This window comes from Enterobacter sp. JH25 (genome assembly GCF_021725435.1).
In the GTDB taxonomy this organism is placed as follows: domain Bacteria; phylum Pseudomonadota; class Gammaproteobacteria; order Enterobacterales; family Enterobacteriaceae; genus Enterobacter; species Enterobacter intestinihominis.
The window spans coordinates 4675383-4691330 of sequence record NZ_CP091319.1; the positions used below are offsets into that span (position 1 = coordinate 4675383).

Consider the following 15948-nt stretch of genomic DNA (forward strand, 5'->3'; position numbering starts at 1 on the left):
TCTTACTCCTGATTCACGCGATTAAGCTTGCCCACAGCGGCAGCCATCAGAACTTCCTGGGTGGCCTGCTCGCGAGTGAATTCACCACCGAGATGCCCTTCATGCATGACGATAATGCGATCGCTCATGCCTAATACTTCTGGCATCTCGGAAGAGACCAGAATGATGCTCAGACCGTCGGCCTTGAACTGGTTAATCAGCTGATAGATCTCTTTTTTCGCGCCCACGTCAACGCCGCGAGTTGGCTCATCGAGGATCAGTACTTTCGGGCGCGTCATCAACCCGCGGGCAATCGCCACTTTCTGCTGATTACCGCCGGACAACAGGCCAATCGCCTGCTCCATCGATGGGGTTTTAACGTTAAAGAGACGGATAAAATCGCTGACCGCCTGCTGCTCATCTTTGTGTTTCAGGCTGCCGCCGCTGCGGCTGAAATAGCGTAGCGCGGTCAGGGACATGTTCTCTTTTACCGACATGCCCAGCACTAAGCCGTCACGCTTACGGTCTTCGGAGATATAGACAATGCCGTTCGCCAGGCCATCCTGCGGCGAGCGGGTGACCACCTCATGGCCGTCAAGGGTAACGTAGCCGCTGGTGCGCGGCAGTGCGCCATAGAGCACTTTCATCAGTTCGGTACGTCCCGCGCCCATCAGGCCCGCGACGCCAAGGATCTCGCCCTTGCGCAGGGTAAAGGAGACGTCATCCACACCCGGCCCGCAGAGGTTATCCACCTTCAGGCGGATCTCTCCTGGCGCTTTGTCCAGACGCGGATACTGGTCTTCGAGCTTACGTCCCACCATCATTTCAATCAGCGAATCTTCGGTCAGCGTGGCCACTTCACGCTCGGCAATGAACTGCCCGTCGCGGAAGACGGTGACGTCGTCGCAGATCTCGAAAATTTCTTTCATGCGGTGAGAGATATAGACAATGCCGCGCCCCTGGGATTTCAACTCACGGATCACGCGGAACAGGGATTCGGTTTCGGTATCGGTCAGGGCGTCGGTCGGTTCATCCATAATGATGACCTTCGACTCGAAGCTCAGCACCTTCGCGATCTCCACCATCTGCTGATCGCCGATGGAAAGGTCGCCCACCAGTCGGTCGCTCTTAAAGCGCAGATTCAGCTTCGCCAGCAGTTTGTCCGCTTCGGCATACATGGTTTTCCAGTCGATTTTGCCAAACCGGTTCACGAACTCACGGCCGAGGAAGATGTTCTCCGCAATGGTGAGCTGCGGGATCAGGTTCAGCTCCTGGTGGATGATGCCAATGCCCGCTTCCTGAGAGGATTTCGGGCCGTTGAAGGTGGTCTCTTTACCCAGCCACAGCAGCGAACCGGCATCGCGTTGATAGATCCCGGTCAGCACTTTCATCATGGTGGATTTACCGGCGCCGTTTTCGCCCACCAGCGCCATTACGCGCCCGGAATAGACGTTCAGCGCCGCGCCGGAGAGGGCTTTAACGCCCGGGAACGACTTATCGATCCCTTTGAGTTGCAGTAATGCGTCCATGATGGCCTCAGAAGGTGACGCCAGCACAGAGAATGATATTCGCATACGGGGAACACTCCCCGCTGCGAATCACCGCCTGACTGTCTGCGGTTTGTTGTTTGAACTGCTCGTGCGTTGTGTAACGAATTTCTATGGTGTTTCCCTGGTGCTGTTGCAGTTGCTCAATGTGGCTGAGCAACGTTTCGTGGAGTTGCGGATTATGTTGTTTGATTTCCGCCGCGAGAATGGCCGCCTCAACCTGCATCTCCGCCGTCACGACTTCCAGTACCTGCATGAACGAGGGTACGCCCTGCGTTAACGCCATATCGATACGGGTTGTGCTGCGCGGAACCGGTAAGCCTGCATCGCAAACCACCAGCGTATCGGTATGCCCAAGACGGGAAATCACCGATGATATTTCTGAGTTGAGTACTGTGCCTTTCTTCATTTTTTGCTCCACTAGCGAAACGTTTCGCTAAAAACAGTGTAGCCGCAGAAGTGTTCAGAAAACCATCATGACGTAACGGATTTGTGATCGGCGTCGAAACGTTTCGCTAAGTGAAATGCAAAGGAGGTAAATGCAAAACGGTAACCGTCAGCTTACCGTTTTTTATGTTTGCGCCCTCTCCCTGTGGGCTGAGGGTTCCCCACAAATTAATGCGAGCACTGAGCAATCCCCTCGCCCCTCCGGGGAGAGGGTTAGGGTGAGGGGAACATACGGCGGTGGTGGTCATTCCGTTCACTTTATGTTCCTTGCTACTCTGTAACGACATGACCGGTGAACGTGCCAGGGTGGCTCAGTCGCCACCACCCTGGCGACCCGGGCTCCCGGCGGTAAATCGCCGCTTCGCGGTGCCCTCGGCTTATTCCTTCCGGCTTATCGGGTACGGGCGGAGGCAACGTCCCTGTAAAGCCGCCCTCTCGGCGCATCCCTGCGCCTCGCCCCGGCCTGCAGGAAACGCCTCAGCGATTTACAGCCGGACCAGGGCATCGCTGACAGCCCTCAGTCATTTAGAAAGCAACTTTATTGCTTCTGCATAAAAAAATTACTGGGGATCCCTCAGCCCTGTGGGAGAGGGGCTGGGTGAGGGCATCAGGCCGCACTGAGAATTAAATCTCGACCTGCGTCCCCAGCTCAATCACGCGATTGGGCGGGATCTCAAACTGGTCAGGCGCACGCAGGGCGTTACGTTGCAGGATGAGATACAGCTTACCGCGCAGACGCAGATACCATGGGCGCTTGCCGATGATCAGCGACTCGTGGGACATAAAGAACGATGTCTCCATCATGCGGCAGCTCAACCCTTCCAGACCGCAGCGGTGGAATACCTCTTCCACATTCGGCGTTTCGCGCCAGCCGTAGCTTGCCACCACGCGCCAGAAGGTTGGCGACAGCTGCTCAATCTGTACGCGTCGCACGTTGTGAACATACGGCGCATCTTCGGTACGCAGCGTCAGCAGGATCACGCGCTCGTGCAGCACTTTGTTGTGCTTAAGGTTATGCATCAGCGCAAACGGGATCACGTTCAGCGCACGAGACATATACACCGCCGTACCCGGCACACGCACCGGCGGGGATTTCTCCAGCGAGGCGATCATCGCCTCCAGAGAATTACCGTGCTCATGCATACGACGCAGCAGGCGGAAACGTTCGCTCTTCCACGTCGTCATCACGATGAACATCACCAGACCCAGCGTCAGCGGCAGCCAGCCACCGGAGACAATCTTATCGAGGTTCGCAGAGAACAGCGGTACGTCGATACAGAGGAAGCCAACCAGGATCAGCCCCACCAGGAACTTATTCCAGTGCCAGTTACGGTACGCCACGGTGGTGGAGAGAATAGAGGTCAACACCATCGTTCCGGTTACCGCGATACCGTACGCCGCCGCCAGGTTACTGGAGTGCTCGAAGCTGACGATAACAATCACCACCGCGAAATAGAGCAGCCAGTTGACGAACGGAATGTAGATCTGGCCTGACTCCATCTCAGAGGTATGGATAATGCGCATTGGGGAGAGATAACCCAAACGCACGGCCTGACGCGTCAGGGAGAATACGCCGGAAATAACAGCCTGAGAGGCAATGACCGTCGCCAGCGTCGCCAGGATCAGCATCGGAACCAGCGCCCAGTCCGGCGCCAGCAGGAAGAACGGGTTTTTAATCGCTTCAGGATGGGCAAGCAGCAGCGCGCCCTGGCCGAAGTAATTCAGCACCAGTGAAGGCAGAACAACGCTAAACCAGGCGACGCGAATTGGGAGTTTCCCGAAGTGGCCCATATCTGCATACAGCGCTTCAACACCGGTAATGGAAAGCACTACCGCGCCCAGCGCCACAAACGACACCACTTTATATTCCAGGAAGAAATGCACCGCCCACATTGGGTTCAGCGCGTGCAGGACATCCGGGTTGGCAATAATACTGCGTAAGCCCAGCGCCGCCAGGATCAGGAACCAGGCCAGCATAATAGGCGCGAACAGCTTACCCACCAGCCCGGTACCGTGTTTTTGTATAGCAAACAGCAACGTCAGCACGATAATAGCGAGTGGCACCACCCACGTATCAAGCTGAGGCGCGACAATCTCCAGCCCCTCTATGGCCGACATCACCGAAATCGCTGGCGTAATCACGACTTCCCCATAGAAGAAGCTGCCGCCAATCAGGCCAATGATGACCAGCACGGAGGTCATTCTTGCAGACGTATTGCGCCCAGCAAGGGACATCAGGGTCAGAATACCGCCCTCGCCCGCGTTATCAGCCCGCATAACGAAAGAGAGATACTTAAGGGAGACCACCAGGATCAGCAGCCAGAAGATGAGCGAGAGGAAACCAAATACGGCGTCACGCTCTACACCAAAACCAAACTGACCGGACAAACATTCACGAAGCGTATAAAGCGGGCTGGTGCCGATATCACCGTAGACAACCCCGATCGCTGCAAGCGTTACTGCGGGTAATGATTGCTTATTATCAGTGCTCATAGACTAGTCTTTTCGTTTGAATAACAAATGTGTGCTTAGTCCCTTGGCCCACAAAAAGCGCACAGTATGCACGATTCAATGCAAAATCGTACCCCTAAATGCAGCCGCATTAATGTAGCGCAAAGAAAATAGCGCCGCACTTCAGCCTATTACTAGGCCAGACCGAAACGTCTATACTCGCTTCAATTAGCCGCCACGACGGCGAAAGGATGCAAAACTATTATGGCTCACTCACATTTATTAGCAGAAAGAATTTCCCGCCTCAGCAGTGCGCTGGAGAAAGGCCTTTACGAGCGTAGCCACGCCATTCGCCTCTGTTTACTGGCGGCGCTGAGCGGGGAAAGCGTGTTTCTGCTGGGTCCGCCGGGCATTGCCAAAAGTCTGATCGCACGCCGCCTCAAATTCGCTTTCCAGAACGCTCGTGCATTCGAGTATTTGATGACGCGTTTCTCCACGCCGGAAGAAGTTTTCGGCCCGCTCTCCATTCAGGCGTTAAAAGATGAGGGACGCTATGAACGTCTGACGGCGGGCTATCTCCCGGAAGCGGAAATCGTCTTTCTTGATGAGATCTGGAAAGCCGGCCCGGCCATTCTGAATACCCTGCTGACGGCAATCAACGAACGCCGCTTCCGCAACGGCGCGAGCGAAGAGAAGATCCCCATGCGGTTGCTGGTGGCCGCGTCTAACGAACTTCCCGAAGCCGACAGCAGCCTGGAAGCACTGTATGACCGCATGCTGATCCGCCTGTGGCTGGATAAAGTCCAGGACAAATCGAACTTCCGCTCAATGTTGGTAAGCCAGCAGGACGAAAACGAAAATCCGGTGGCACCATCATTACAGGTCACGGACGAAGAGTATGACCAGTGGCAGGAAGAGATAGGCAAAATTAAGCTGCCCGATGCCGTCTTTGAGCTGATCTTCATGCTGCGCCAGCAGCTTGATTTATTGCCCTCCGCGCCGTACGTCTCCGACCGTCGCTGGAAAAAAGCCATTCGTCTGCTTCAGGCAAGCGCCCTGTTCAGCGGCCGCGATGCTGTCGCCCCCATCGACCTAATCCTGCTGAAAGACTGTCTGTGGCACGACGCAGAAGGGATGAATCTGATGCAGCAGCAGCTGGACGTTTTGATGACCGGGCACGCGTGGGGTCAGCAATCCATGCTTAATCAACTGGGGGCGATTGCCCAACGTCGTCTTCAGCTTCAGCAGCAGCAAAGTGACAAAACCGCGCTGAAGGTGAACCGTCTTGGCGGGATGTTTGCCCGTAAACCGCACTATGAACTGCCAGCCGAGCTGACTGACGCCTCGCTCACGCTTCTTCTTCAGCAGCCGCTGAAGCTTCATGATATGCAGGTGGTGCACGTGACGATCGAACGCGTTGCGCTGGTTCAGTGGCTGGATAAGGGCGGCGAGATCCGCGGTAAACTCAACGGTATCGGCTTTGCACAGCCGCTGTCGATGGAAGTCGACAGCAGCCAGCACCTTGTGATCCGCGACGTCAGCCTTCAGGGATCGCGCCTGGCGCTGCCGGGCACGGCCTCTGACAGTCTTCCGGAGGAGATCAAACAGCAGCTCGAAGCGCTGGATAACGAATGGCATCAGCAGCACACGCGCTTCAGCGAGCAGCAGAAATGCCTCTTTATCCATAGCGACTGGTTAGGTCGCATTGAAGCCAGCTTGCAGGATGTCAGCGCGCAGATTAAACAGGCGCGTCAATGCTAACGCTGGACACGCTTAACGTCATGCTGGCGGTTAGCGAGGAAGGGTTGATCGAAGAGGTCGTCATTACCCTGCTCGCTTCACCGCAGCTGGCGGCCTTCTTTGAAAAATTTCCGAAGCTCAGAAAAGCAATGACGGACGATCTTCCCCGCTGGCGCGATAATCTGCGCCAGCGGTTTAAGGAGACGGAAGTCCCGCCGGAACTGACAGAGGAAGTGGCTGGTTACCAGCAGTGCCAGCGGCTTTCAACGCCGCAGTTTATTGCCCAGCTACAGCAAACCCTGACGCTGCTAGATAACGTTCACTCCCCGTTTGCCAGCCAGGCCAGAGCGCTGGTCACGGACAACCCCAGCTTTACTCCCGCCCTGCATACGCTGTTTTTACAGCGCTGGCGGCTCAGTCTTGTCGTTCAGGCCACCTCTCTCAACCAGCAGTTGCTGGACGAAGAGCGCGAACAGCTGTTAAGCGAAGTTCAGGAGCGGATGACGTTAAGCGGCCAGCTAGAACAGGTGCTGGTGGAGAATGAAAACGCCGCCGGTCGACTCTGGGATATGAGTGCCGGTCAGTTAAAACGTGGCGATTATCAGTTGATCGTGAAGTACGGCGACTTTCTGGCACAACAGCCGGAGCTGATGAAGCTTGCAGAACAGCTTGGTCGATCCCGGGAGGCCAGGTCAATTCCAAAGAAAGATGCGCCGATGGAAACCTTTCGTACGCTGGTACGCGAGCCCTCCACCGTACCGGAGCAGGTGGACGGCTTACAGCAAAGCGATGATATCCTGCGCCTGTTGCCTACGGAACTCAGCACGCTGGGAATGACCGAACTGGAGTATGAGTTTTATCGCCGTCTGGTGGAAAAACAGCTTCTTACCTATCGGTTGCATGGCGAAGCCTGGCGCGAAAAAATCAGCCAGCGCCCGGTGGTGCATCAGGACTTTGATGAGCAACCGCGCGGTCCATTCATTGTTTGCGTAGATACGTCCGGATCGATGGGTGGATTTAACGAGCAGTGTGCAAAAGCGTTCTGCCTGGCTCTGATGCGCGTGGCGCTCGCCGATCGTCGTCGCTGCTACATCATGTTATTTTCCAGCGAAGTGGTGGGGTATGAACTGACCAGCCCACAGGGGCTGGAGCAGGCGATCCGCTTTTTAAGCCAGCGCTTTCGCGGCGGCACCGATCTGGCCAGCTGTTTTCGCAGCATCATTGAGCGCATGCAGGGCGGAGACTGGTACGACGCGGATGCGGTGGTGATTTCCGATTTTATTGCCCAGCGGCTGCCGGACGACGTCGTGAATAAAGTGAAGGAGATGCAGCGCGTGCACCAGCACCGTTTCCATGCCGTGGCGATGTCTGCACATGGAAAACCCGGCATCATGCGCATCTTCGATCACATCTGGCGCTTTGATACCGGGTTGCGTAGCCGCCTGCTCAGACGCTGGCGACGTTAATTAAAGAAGAGAACCGACGCTCTCACGTACCTGCTGCGGCCAGACCCCACACTGCACCTGACCGATATGGGACAGTTGCAACAGCAGCATGGTCAGACGAGACTGGCCAATACCACCGCCGATGGTCTGTGGCATTTCACCGCGCAGCAGCGCCTGGTGCCATTCCAGTTGCAGACGATCTTCATCACCGGTCACGGCCAGCTGACGCTTCAGTGCTTCAGCATCCACGCGGATCCCCATCGAAGAGAGTTCAAACGCATCTTCCAGAACCGGGTTCCAGACCAGAATATCGCCGTTCAGACCGGCATATTCGCTCTCGCCCACGGTGCTCCAGTCATCGTAATCCGGCGCACGGACGTCGTGACGTTTACCATCAGACAATTTCCCGCCAATGCCGATCAGGAATACCGCGCCCAGCTCTTTGGCGATCGCGCGTTCACGGCCTTTGGCATCCAGATCCGGGAAACGGCTCAGCAACTCCTGACTGTGAACAAAGTGGATCGTTTCCGGCAGGAACGGTGCCAGACCAAACTCTTTGCTCACGGCCGCTTCGGTCGCTTTGATCCCGGCGTAGATCGCCTCAACGGTAGATTTCAGCGTACCGACGTGACGCTCGCCGTCACCCATTACGCGCTCCCAGTCCCACTGGTCAACGTAGACAGAGTGAATGGGGGAGAGGCGGTCTTCATCGGGGCGAAGGGCTTTCATATGCGTGTAAAGCCCTTCGCCCGCGCTGAAGTCGTGTTGTCCCAGGGTTTGACGCTTCCACTTCGCCAGGGAGTGAACCACTTCGAACTGGGCGTCTGGCAGTGTTTTCACTTTTACCTGTACCGCTTTTTCGCAACCAGACAAGTTATCCTGCGTCCCGTCACCCACGCGGCTCAGAATCGGCGCCTGCACTTCAATAAGGCCAAGCTTCTCTTCCAGCTGGCGAGAAAAATGGGATTTAACGAAACTGATCTGGCGTTGTTTTGCGATGTAAGCGGTTTTCATTATTTATACTCCTGCGTCCTGTTGATACTGATTAAGCAACAGAACAGGCGCTTAATTCAATAACCTATCAACAAAAAGCCACCTTCACTTTTGATTCGTTAAAATAAGACGCTAGAATAGAAGGAATCATTAATCTTCATAAGAAAAACCTATGGAAAATTATCAGATCGACAATCTGGACCGCGGCATTCTGGAAGCGCTCATGGCCAACGCACGCACCGCGTATGCCGAACTGGCGAAACAATTTGGCGTCAGCCCGGGGACCATTCACGTTCGCGTAGAGAAAATGAAGCAGGCCGGGATCATCACCGGCGCACGCATTGATGTCAGCCCGAAGCAACTCGGCTACGACGTCTGCTGCTTCATTGGCATTATTCTGAAAAGCGCCAAAGATTACCCCTCCGCGCTGGAGAAGCTGAACGCGCTGGATGAAGTCACTGAGGCGTACTACACCACCGGGCACTACAGCATCTTTATAAAGGTCATGTGCCGATCCATCGACGCCCTCCAGCAGGTACTTATCAACAAGATCCAAACAATCGATGAAATTCAGTCCACCGAAACCCTGATCTCCCTGCAAAACCCGATCATGCGTACTATCCGCCCGTGATCGGGCAATTTCATTCCCACATTTTCCACAGGTAGATCCCAGCTCGTTCACAGCGTACAATGGCCGCCTCTTTATCTGAGCGAGCGATCAATGGCGGACATTACTCTTATCAGCGGCAGCACCCTGGGCGGTGCGGAATATGTAGCGGAACATCTGGCTGAGAAGCTGGAAGACGCGGGCTTTTCTACACAAACGCTGCACGGACCGCTGCTGGAAGATCTCCCGACTGACGGGGTCTGGCTGCTGATCACCTCCACGCACGGCGCGGGCGATCTGCCGGATAACCTGCAACCTTTATATGACGAACTGCTGGAACAACAGCCCGATCTGTCAAACGTCCGGTTTGGCGCTGTGGGGATCGGCAGCCGTGAATATGACACTTTCTGTGGCGCCATAGAGAAAGTAGAAGCTGCGGTGACCGCCTGCGGAGCAAAACAGCTGGGTGAAACGCTGAAGATCAACATCCTCGATCATGATATTCCCGAAGATCCAGCCGAGATCTGGCTCGCGGAATGGAAAAATTTACTCAAAAACGATTAAAGATCGTGCGATCAGATGTGGATAACTCTGGTTAAAAGCTCGTATTAACCCGTAGTTATCCAAAGAACAACGTTAGTTTAGTTTTTGACCTGTGTATAAAGTGGCGATCTGATCCCAGCTTATACGGTCCAGGATCACCGATCATTCACAGCAAACGATCCTTCCTAACTGCATGATCTTATTTATGGGATCGGACTTATCCACAAAGGTCTGCGATCCTAATAAGAGATCACAATAGAACAGATCTCTAAATAAAAAGATCTTCTTTTTAATAGCCCAGGATCCCAATGCTTTCTCGAAAGACTAAAGTTGAGTAGAATCCACGGCCCGGGCTTCAATCCATTTTCATACCGCTTTACGCGAGGCAGACCACCATGTTTTATCAGGATCCTTTTGACGTCATCATCATTGGCGGGGGTCACGCAGGCACTGAGGCCGCAATGGCCGCAGCGCGAATGGGTCAGCAGACCCTGCTTTTGACACACAATATCGACACGCTGGGACAAATGTCCTGTAATCCGGCGATTGGCGGCATTGGGAAAGGACACCTGGTAAAAGAAGTGGATGCACTTGGCGGCCTGATGGCGAAAGCGATCGATCATGCGGGCATCCAGTTTAGGATACTAAACGCGAGTAAAGGTCCGGCTGTTCGCGCCACCCGTGCACAGGCAGACCGCGTGCTTTACCGTCAGGCTGTGCGCACCGCGCTGGAAAACCAACCGAACCTGATGATCTTCCAGCAGGCTGTAGAAGATCTTATCGTGGAAAACGATCGTGTTGTTGGCGCCGTGACCCAGATGGGTCTCAAGTTCCGCGCAAAAGCGGTGGTGCTGACGGTCGGGACATTCCTGGACGGTAAAATCCATATTGGTCTGGACAACTACAGCGGTGGCCGTGCGGGCGATCCGCCGTCGATTCCGCTGTCTCGTCGTCTGCGTGAGCTGCCGCTGCGCGTAAGCCGCCTGAAAACCGGTACGCCGCCGCGAATCGATGCGCGTACCATTGATTTCAGCGTACTGGCACAGCAGCACGGTGATAACCCGATGCCGGTGTTCTCGTTCATGGGCAATGCGGCGCAACATCCGCAGCAGGTGCCGTGCTACATCACGCACACCAATGAAAAAACCCATGACGTGATCCGCAGCAACCTCGATCGCAGCCCAATGTACGCCGGCGTGATCGAAGGGATCGGCCCACGTTATTGCCCGTCGATCGAAGATAAAGTGATGCGCTTTGCCGATCGTAACCAGCATCAGATCTTCCTCGAACCTGAAGGGCTGACCTCGAACGAAATTTACCCGAACGGCATCTCCACCAGCCTGCCGTTCGACGTGCAGATGCAGATTGTGCGTTCAATGCAGGGGATGGAAAACGCGAAGATCGTTCGTCCTGGCTACGCTATTGAGTACGATTTCTTCGATCCGCGTGACCTGAAGCCGACGCTGGAAAGCAAATTCATCCAGGGTCTGTTCTTCGCAGGCCAGATTAACGGCACCACCGGGTACGAAGAAGCTGCCGCACAAGGGCTGCTGGCCGGTCTGAACGCCGCTCGCTTCTCTGCCGAGAAAGAGGGCTGGGCACCGGCGCGTTCTCAGGCTTACCTGGGCGTTCTGGTCGACGATCTCTGCACGCTGGGGACCAAAGAACCGTACCGCATGTTTACTTCTCGTGCGGAATATCGCCTGATGCTGCGCGAAGACAATGCCGATCTGCGTCTGACCGAGGTGGGCCGCGAATTGGGTCTGGTGGATGACGAACGCTGGGCGCGCTTCAACGAGAAGCTGGAGCGTATCGAACAGGAACGTCAGCGCCTGAAAACCACCTGGGTGAATCCGCAGGCGGAAACTGCTGCTGAAGTGAACGCTCACTTAACTGCGCCGCTTTCGCGCGAAGCCAGTGGTGAAGATCTGCTGCGCCGTCCTGAAGTCACCTACGAGAATCTGGTCAAACTGACCGCGTTCGCACCGGGCCTTGAAGACGCTGAAGCGGCTGAACAGGTCGAGATTCAGGTGAAATACGAAGGTTACATCGCGCGTCAGCAGGATGAGATCGAAAAACAGCAGCGCAACGAAAATACGCTGCTGCCGGAAATGCTGGACTATCGTCAGGTGACGGGGCTTTCCAACGAAGTGATCGCTAAGCTGAACGATCACAAACCTGTGTCGATTGGCCAGGCCTCACGTATCTCCGGTGTCACACCTGCCGCGATTTCGATTCTGCTGGTGTGGCTGAAAAAGCAGGGTATGCTGCGCCGTAGCGCGTAATTAACATTGCTTTTGGCGGGTGGCGCTTCGCTTACCCGCCCTACTTAATCGTAGGCCCGGTAAGCGGCAGTGCCACCGGGCGAAAAATCTCTCAACAGGTATCCACCGTGCTCAATAAACTCTCTCGTCTGCTGGAACAGGCAGGTATTTCGCTCACCGATCACCAGAAAAATCAGCTGGTGGCCTATGTCGATATGCTGAACAAATGGAATAAAGCGTACAACCTCACCTCCGTACGCGATCCCAACGAGATGCTGATTCGCCATATTCTCGATAGCATCGTTGTGGCGCCGTATCTTACCGGTGAACGTTTTATCGACGTGGGCACCGGTCCGGGCTTGCCGGGCGTTCCGTTGTCTATTGTTCGACCGGAGAGTCATTTCACGCTGCTGGACAGTCTGGGCAAGCGCGTACGCTTTTTACGACAGGTTCAGCATGAGCTGAAGCTGGAAAACATCACGCCCGTGCAGAGCAGGGTAGAGGAGTTCCCGGCAGAGCCACCGTTTGACGGCGTTATCAGCCGCGCATTTGCCTCACTCAATGACATGGTGAGCTGGTGCAAACACCTGCCGGCGGATAAGGGCCGTTTTTATGCGCTGAAAGGACAACTTCCGGGGGACGAAATAGAGCAGCTTCCGGACGGTTTTGCAGTGGAATCCATTGAAAAACTCCAGATCCCTCAGCTCGAAGGTGAGCGTCATCTGGTGATAATTAAGCCAAACACATTTTAAAAAATTAATAAAAAATGTGGAATTTGTGCTGTTCTGATGGTGTTAAAAAGCAGCACATCCAGTCTGATTTGGCCGTAGTTAATTTAACCTTGTTGTCACCATGGATTTTCTTATGGTTAACCTGAAGTGATTCGTTCACCCTGAAGATAGTCAACCATGAAAATATCAGCCTGCTAAAAATGGGTAAAGGCAACAAGAATGAGATGTTAAATATTTATTAAGAATGTCAATAAAAGGTTTTTGTTGTATACGGCTCTGTTTTAAAAATAGTTGCGATTTTTTTGCTTTAATTTCAATCGGATGAAATAAATCGTTTTACGTCTTTGATAAATACCACTTTATCGCAAATGTGTATTTTGTGATCTCGTGCACGCTTTATCACCAACGTTTCCGCGCTGTTTGCAGTTTTGCCTGAAGGTTGGCACTGAGTTCAAAAGTTGAAAAATAGGACTGGGGAAAAATATTTAAACATTTATTCACCTTTTCGCTACTTAATGTTTGAAATCACGGGTACGCACCGTATAATTTGACCGCTTTTTGATGCTTGACTCTGAGCCTTAAAGGACGTTTTATACGACACGCGGCATACCTCGAAGGGAGCAGGAGTAAAAACGTGATGTCTGTGTCGCTCTTGAGTAGAAACGTTGCTCGTAAGCTTCTGTTCATTCAGTTTCTGGCTGTGATAGCAAGTGGACTGCTGTTTAGCCTCAAAGACCCCTTCTGGGGCATCTCCGCCGCGTGCGGAGGTTTGGCGGTGGTTCTGCCAAACGTGTTGTTTATGATTTTTGCCTGGCGTCATCAGGCGCATACACCCGCCAAAGGCCGCGTGGCCTGGTCCTTCGCTCTCGGCGAAGTGTGTAAGGTGTTGCTGACCTTTGCTCTACTGGTGATGGCGCTGGCGGTTTTGAAAGTGGTATTCATGCCGCTGATAGCAACGTGGGTTTTGGTGCTGGTGGTACAAGTTCTGGCTCCAGCTGTAATCAATAACAAAGGGTAAAAGGCATCATGGCTTCAGAAAATATGACGCCGCAGGATTACATAGGTCACCATCTGAATAACCTTCAGCTGGACCTGCGTACATTCTCGCTGGTGGATCCACATAACCCCCCGGCCACCTTCTGGACGATCAACATCGACTCCATGTTCTTCTCGGTGGTTTTGGGTCTTCTGTTCCTGGCCATGTTCCGCGGTGTTGCTAAACGAGCGACCAGCGGTGTTCCAGGGAAATTCCAGACGTTCATCGAGATGATCATCGGCTTTGTCCATGGCAGCGTCAAAGACATGTACCATGGTAAGAGCAAGCTGATTGCTCCGCTGGCCCTGACCGTGTTCGTTTGGGTCTTCCTGATGAACCTGATGGACCTTCTGCCTATCGATTTCCTGCCGTGGATCGGCGAGCATGTCTTCGGTCTGCCTGCCCTGCGCGTGGTTCCGTCTGCCGACGTGAACATCACCCTGTCGATGGCGCTGGGCGTATTTATCCTGATTCTTTTCTACAGCATCAAAATGAAAGGCGTAAGCGGCTTTGTGAAAGAGCTTACCTTGCAGCCGTTCAACCACTGGGCGTTTATTCCGGTCAACCTGATCCTGGAAGGCGTTAGCCTGCTGTCCAAACCTGTTTCACTGGGTCTGCGACTGTTCGGCAACATGTATGCGGGTGAGCTGATTTTCATTCTGATCGCGGGTCTTCTGCCGTGGTGGTCACAGTGGATTCTGAATGTGCCATGGGCCATTTTCCACATCCTGATCATTACGCTGCAAGCCTTTATCTTCATGGTTCTGACGATCGTCTATCTGTCGATGGCGTCTGAAGAGCACTGATTTTTTACCAACACTACTACGTTTTAATTGAAACAAACTGGAGACTGTCATGGAAAACCTGAATATGGATCTGCTGTACATGGCTGCCGCTGTGATGATGGGTCTGGCGGCTATCGGTGCTGCGATCGGTATCGGCATCCTCGGGGGCAAATTCCTGGAAGGCGCAGCGCGTCAACCTGATCTGATTCCTCTGCTGCGTACTCAGTTCTTTATCGTTATGGGTCTGGTGGATGCAATCCCAATGATCGCTGTAGGTCTGGGTCTGTACGTGATGTTTGCTGTCGCGTAGTAGTTGTTTTAAAACCCCAAGCCACAGAAATTTAAGAGGTATTGTGCTGTGAACATGAACGCAACAATCCTCGGCCAGGCCATCGCGTTTATTCTCTTTGTCTGGTTCTGCATGAAGTATGTATGGCCGCCTTTAATGGCTGCCATCGAAAAACGTCAGAAAGAAATTGCTGACGGTCTGGCTTCCGCAGAACGCGCTAAGAAAGATTTGGACCTTGCACAGGCCAACGCGACAGACCAGCTGAAAAAAGCGAAAGCTGAAGCTCAGGTAATCATTGAACAGGCTAACAAACGCCGTTCTCAGATCCTGGACGAAGCCAAAGCTGAAGCAGAACAGGAACGTACTAAGATCGTGACACAGGCTCAGGCTGAAATTGAAGCTGAGCGTAAACGTGCTCGTGAAGAACTGCGTAAGCAGGTTGCGATTCTGGCTGTTGCTGGCGCCGAGAAGATCATCGAACGTTCCGTGGATGAAGCTGCTAACAGCGACATCGTGGACAAACTTGTCGCTGAACTGTAAGGAGGGAGGGGCTGATGTCTGAATTTGTTACGGTAGCTCGCCCCTACGCCAAAGCAGCTTTTGACTTTGCTGTCGAACACCAAAATGTCGATCGCTGGCAGAATATGCTGGCGTTTGCCGCTGAGGTGACGAAAAACGAACAAATGGCCGAGTTGCTTTCTGGTGCGTTAGCGCCTGAAACCCTCGCCGCGTCGTTTATCGCCGTGTGCGGAGAGCAACTGGATGCCAACGGCCAGAACCTGATTAAGGTGATGGCGGAAAATGGTCGTCTCCGTGTGCTCCCGGATGTTCTCGAGCAGTTTGAGCACTTACGTGCCCTTAGTGAAGCTACCGCTGAAGTTGAAGTAACTTCCGCGACTGAACTGAGTGATGAACAGCTTGCGAAAATCACCGCCGCGATGGAAAAACGTCTGTCACGCAAAGTTAAGCTGAATTGCAAAATCGATAAGTCTGTAATGGCAGGCGTAATCATCCGTTCGGGTGATATGGTCATTGATGGCAGCGTACGCGGCCGTCTTGAGCGCCTTGCAGACGTCTTGCAGTCTTAAGGG

General features: G+C 53.9%; 15 protein-coding genes. 11 read left to right on the forward strand and 4 right to left on the reverse strand.

The window, feature by feature from the left end:
- Window positions 1–2 precede the first annotated feature (2 nt).
- The 3 genes from rbsA to kup all read right to left on the reverse strand — a co-directional run bounded on the left by rbsA (window position 3) and on the right by kup (window position 4466).
- Window positions 3–1508 carry a ribose ABC transporter ATP-binding protein RbsA gene (gene rbsA, locus L2Y28_RS22415; protein WP_022649867.1) on the reverse strand — a complete coding sequence of 502 codons (1506 nt, stop codon included), beginning with the start codon at window positions 1506–1508 and terminating at the stop codon, window positions 3–5.
- A 7-nt stretch (window positions 1509–1515) separates the two neighbouring features.
- Window positions 1516–1935: a D-ribose pyranase gene (rbsD, locus tag L2Y28_RS22420; RefSeq protein WP_003862392.1), complete on the reverse strand. Its 420-nt coding sequence runs from the start codon at window positions 1933–1935 to the stop codon at window positions 1516–1518.
- A gap of 662 nt (window positions 1936–2597) precedes the next feature.
- On the reverse strand, window positions 2598–4466 hold the full coding sequence (gene kup / locus L2Y28_RS22425; RefSeq protein ID WP_006808744.1) for a low affinity potassium transporter Kup: 1869 nt from the start codon (window positions 4464–4466) through the stop codon (window positions 2598–2600).
- Between the two features lie 222 nt (window positions 4467–4688).
- Between kup and ravA the strand changes: the two genes are divergently transcribed.
- Together ravA and viaA are read left to right on the forward strand one after the other, a co-directional pair.
- On the forward strand, window positions 4689–6185 hold the full coding sequence (ravA, locus tag L2Y28_RS22430) for an ATPase RavA (protein WP_022649869.1): 1497 nt from the start codon (window positions 4689–4691) through the stop codon (window positions 6183–6185).
- On the forward strand, window positions 6179–7630 hold the full coding sequence (gene viaA, locus L2Y28_RS22435; RefSeq protein ID WP_022649870.1) for an ATPase RavA stimulator ViaA: 1452 nt from the start codon (window positions 6179–6181) through the stop codon (window positions 7628–7630). The genes ravA and viaA overlap by 7 nt, the downstream gene beginning before the upstream one ends.
- Here the strand turns inward: viaA and asnA are convergent, their stop codons facing one another.
- The gene (gene asnA / locus L2Y28_RS22440; RefSeq protein WP_003862385.1) at window positions 7631–8623 is read right to left on the reverse strand and encodes an aspartate--ammonia ligase; all 993 of its coding nucleotides are present in this window, start codon (window positions 8621–8623) and stop codon (window positions 7631–7633) included.
- A 151-nt stretch (window positions 8624–8774) separates the two neighbouring features.
- Between asnA and asnC the strand changes: the two genes are divergently transcribed.
- The 9 genes from asnC to atpH all read left to right on the forward strand — a co-directional run bounded on the left by asnC (window position 8775) and on the right by atpH (window position 15945).
- Window positions 8775–9233 (forward strand): transcriptional regulator AsnC, encoded by a 459-nt coding sequence (gene asnC, locus L2Y28_RS22445; RefSeq protein WP_003862383.1) that lies wholly within the window; start codon window positions 8775–8777, stop codon window positions 9231–9233.
- A 90-nt stretch (window positions 9234–9323) separates the two neighbouring features.
- Window positions 9324–9773 carry an FMN-binding protein MioC gene (gene mioC, locus L2Y28_RS22450; protein ID WP_003862381.1) on the forward strand — a complete coding sequence of 150 codons (450 nt, stop codon included), beginning with the start codon at window positions 9324–9326 and terminating at the stop codon, window positions 9771–9773.
- 374 nt (window positions 9774–10147) lie between these two features.
- Window positions 10148–12037 carry a tRNA uridine-5-carboxymethylaminomethyl(34) synthesis enzyme MnmG gene (gene mnmG / locus L2Y28_RS22455; RefSeq protein ID WP_022649871.1) on the forward strand — a complete coding sequence of 630 codons (1890 nt, stop codon included), beginning with the start codon at window positions 10148–10150 and terminating at the stop codon, window positions 12035–12037.
- Between the two features lie 107 nt (window positions 12038–12144).
- Window positions 12145–12768 carry a 16S rRNA (guanine(527)-N(7))-methyltransferase RsmG gene (gene rsmG / locus L2Y28_RS22460; protein WP_022649872.1) on the forward strand — a complete coding sequence of 208 codons (624 nt, stop codon included), beginning with the start codon at window positions 12145–12147 and terminating at the stop codon, window positions 12766–12768.
- 616 nt (window positions 12769–13384) lie between these two features.
- Window positions 13385–13765, forward strand: coding sequence for a F0F1 ATP synthase subunit I (atpI, locus tag L2Y28_RS22465; RefSeq protein ID WP_003862375.1), 381 nt, complete (start codon window positions 13385–13387; stop codon window positions 13763–13765).
- A gap of 8 nt (window positions 13766–13773) precedes the next feature.
- The gene (gene atpB, locus L2Y28_RS22470) at window positions 13774–14589 is read left to right on the forward strand and encodes a F0F1 ATP synthase subunit A (RefSeq protein ID WP_022649873.1); all 816 of its coding nucleotides are present in this window, start codon (window positions 13774–13776) and stop codon (window positions 14587–14589) included.
- A 49-nt stretch (window positions 14590–14638) separates the two neighbouring features.
- Window positions 14639–14878 (forward strand): F0F1 ATP synthase subunit C, encoded by a 240-nt coding sequence (atpE, locus tag L2Y28_RS22475; protein ID WP_000429386.1) that lies wholly within the window; start codon window positions 14639–14641, stop codon window positions 14876–14878.
- A gap of 48 nt (window positions 14879–14926) precedes the next feature.
- On the forward strand, window positions 14927–15397 hold the full coding sequence (gene atpF, locus L2Y28_RS22480; RefSeq protein WP_003862370.1) for a F0F1 ATP synthase subunit B: 471 nt from the start codon (window positions 14927–14929) through the stop codon (window positions 15395–15397).
- Between the two features lie 14 nt (window positions 15398–15411).
- A complete protein-coding gene (gene atpH, locus L2Y28_RS22485) occupies window positions 15412–15945 on the forward strand; it encodes a F0F1 ATP synthase subunit delta (protein ID WP_003862369.1) in 534 nt (177 codons plus the stop codon).
- The last annotated feature ends 3 nt before the right edge of the window (window positions 15946–15948 follow it).

What these genes read in the sequence shown, in the direction of transcription:
- kup (WP_006808744.1), bottom strand. Translation starts at nt 4,466, where the DNA reads ATGAGCACTGATAATAAGCAATCATTACCCGCAGTAACGCTTGCAGCG.
- atpE (WP_000429386.1), top strand. Translation starts at nt 14,639, where the DNA reads ATGGAAAACCTGAATATGGATCTGCTGTACATGGCTGCCGCTGTGATG.
- viaA (WP_022649870.1), top strand. Translation starts at nt 6,179, where the DNA reads ATGCTAACGCTGGACACGCTTAACGTCATGCTGGCGGTTAGCGAGGAA.
- mioC (WP_003862381.1), top strand. Translation starts at nt 9,324, where the DNA reads ATGGCGGACATTACTCTTATCAGCGGCAGCACCCTGGGCGGTGCGGAA.
- atpI (WP_003862375.1), top strand. Translation starts at nt 13,385, where the DNA reads ATGTCTGTGTCGCTCTTGAGTAGAAACGTTGCTCGTAAGCTTCTGTTC.
- atpH (WP_003862369.1), top strand. Translation starts at nt 15,412, where the DNA reads ATGTCTGAATTTGTTACGGTAGCTCGCCCCTACGCCAAAGCAGCTTTT.
- ravA (WP_022649869.1), top strand. Translation starts at nt 4,689, where the DNA reads ATGGCTCACTCACATTTATTAGCAGAAAGAATTTCCCGCCTCAGCAGT.
- rbsA (WP_022649867.1), bottom strand. Translation starts at nt 1,508, where the DNA reads ATGGACGCATTACTGCAACTCAAAGGGATCGATAAGTCGTTCCCGGGC.
- mnmG (WP_022649871.1), top strand. Translation starts at nt 10,148, where the DNA reads ATGTTTTATCAGGATCCTTTTGACGTCATCATCATTGGCGGGGGTCAC.
- atpB (WP_022649873.1), top strand. Translation starts at nt 13,774, where the DNA reads ATGGCTTCAGAAAATATGACGCCGCAGGATTACATAGGTCACCATCTG.
- asnC (WP_003862383.1), top strand. Translation starts at nt 8,775, where the DNA reads ATGGAAAATTATCAGATCGACAATCTGGACCGCGGCATTCTGGAAGCG.
- rbsD (WP_003862392.1), bottom strand. Translation starts at nt 1,935, where the DNA reads ATGAAGAAAGGCACAGTACTCAACTCAGAAATATCATCGGTGATTTCC.
- asnA (WP_003862385.1), bottom strand. Translation starts at nt 8,623, where the DNA reads ATGAAAACCGCTTACATCGCAAAACAACGCCAGATCAGTTTCGTTAAA.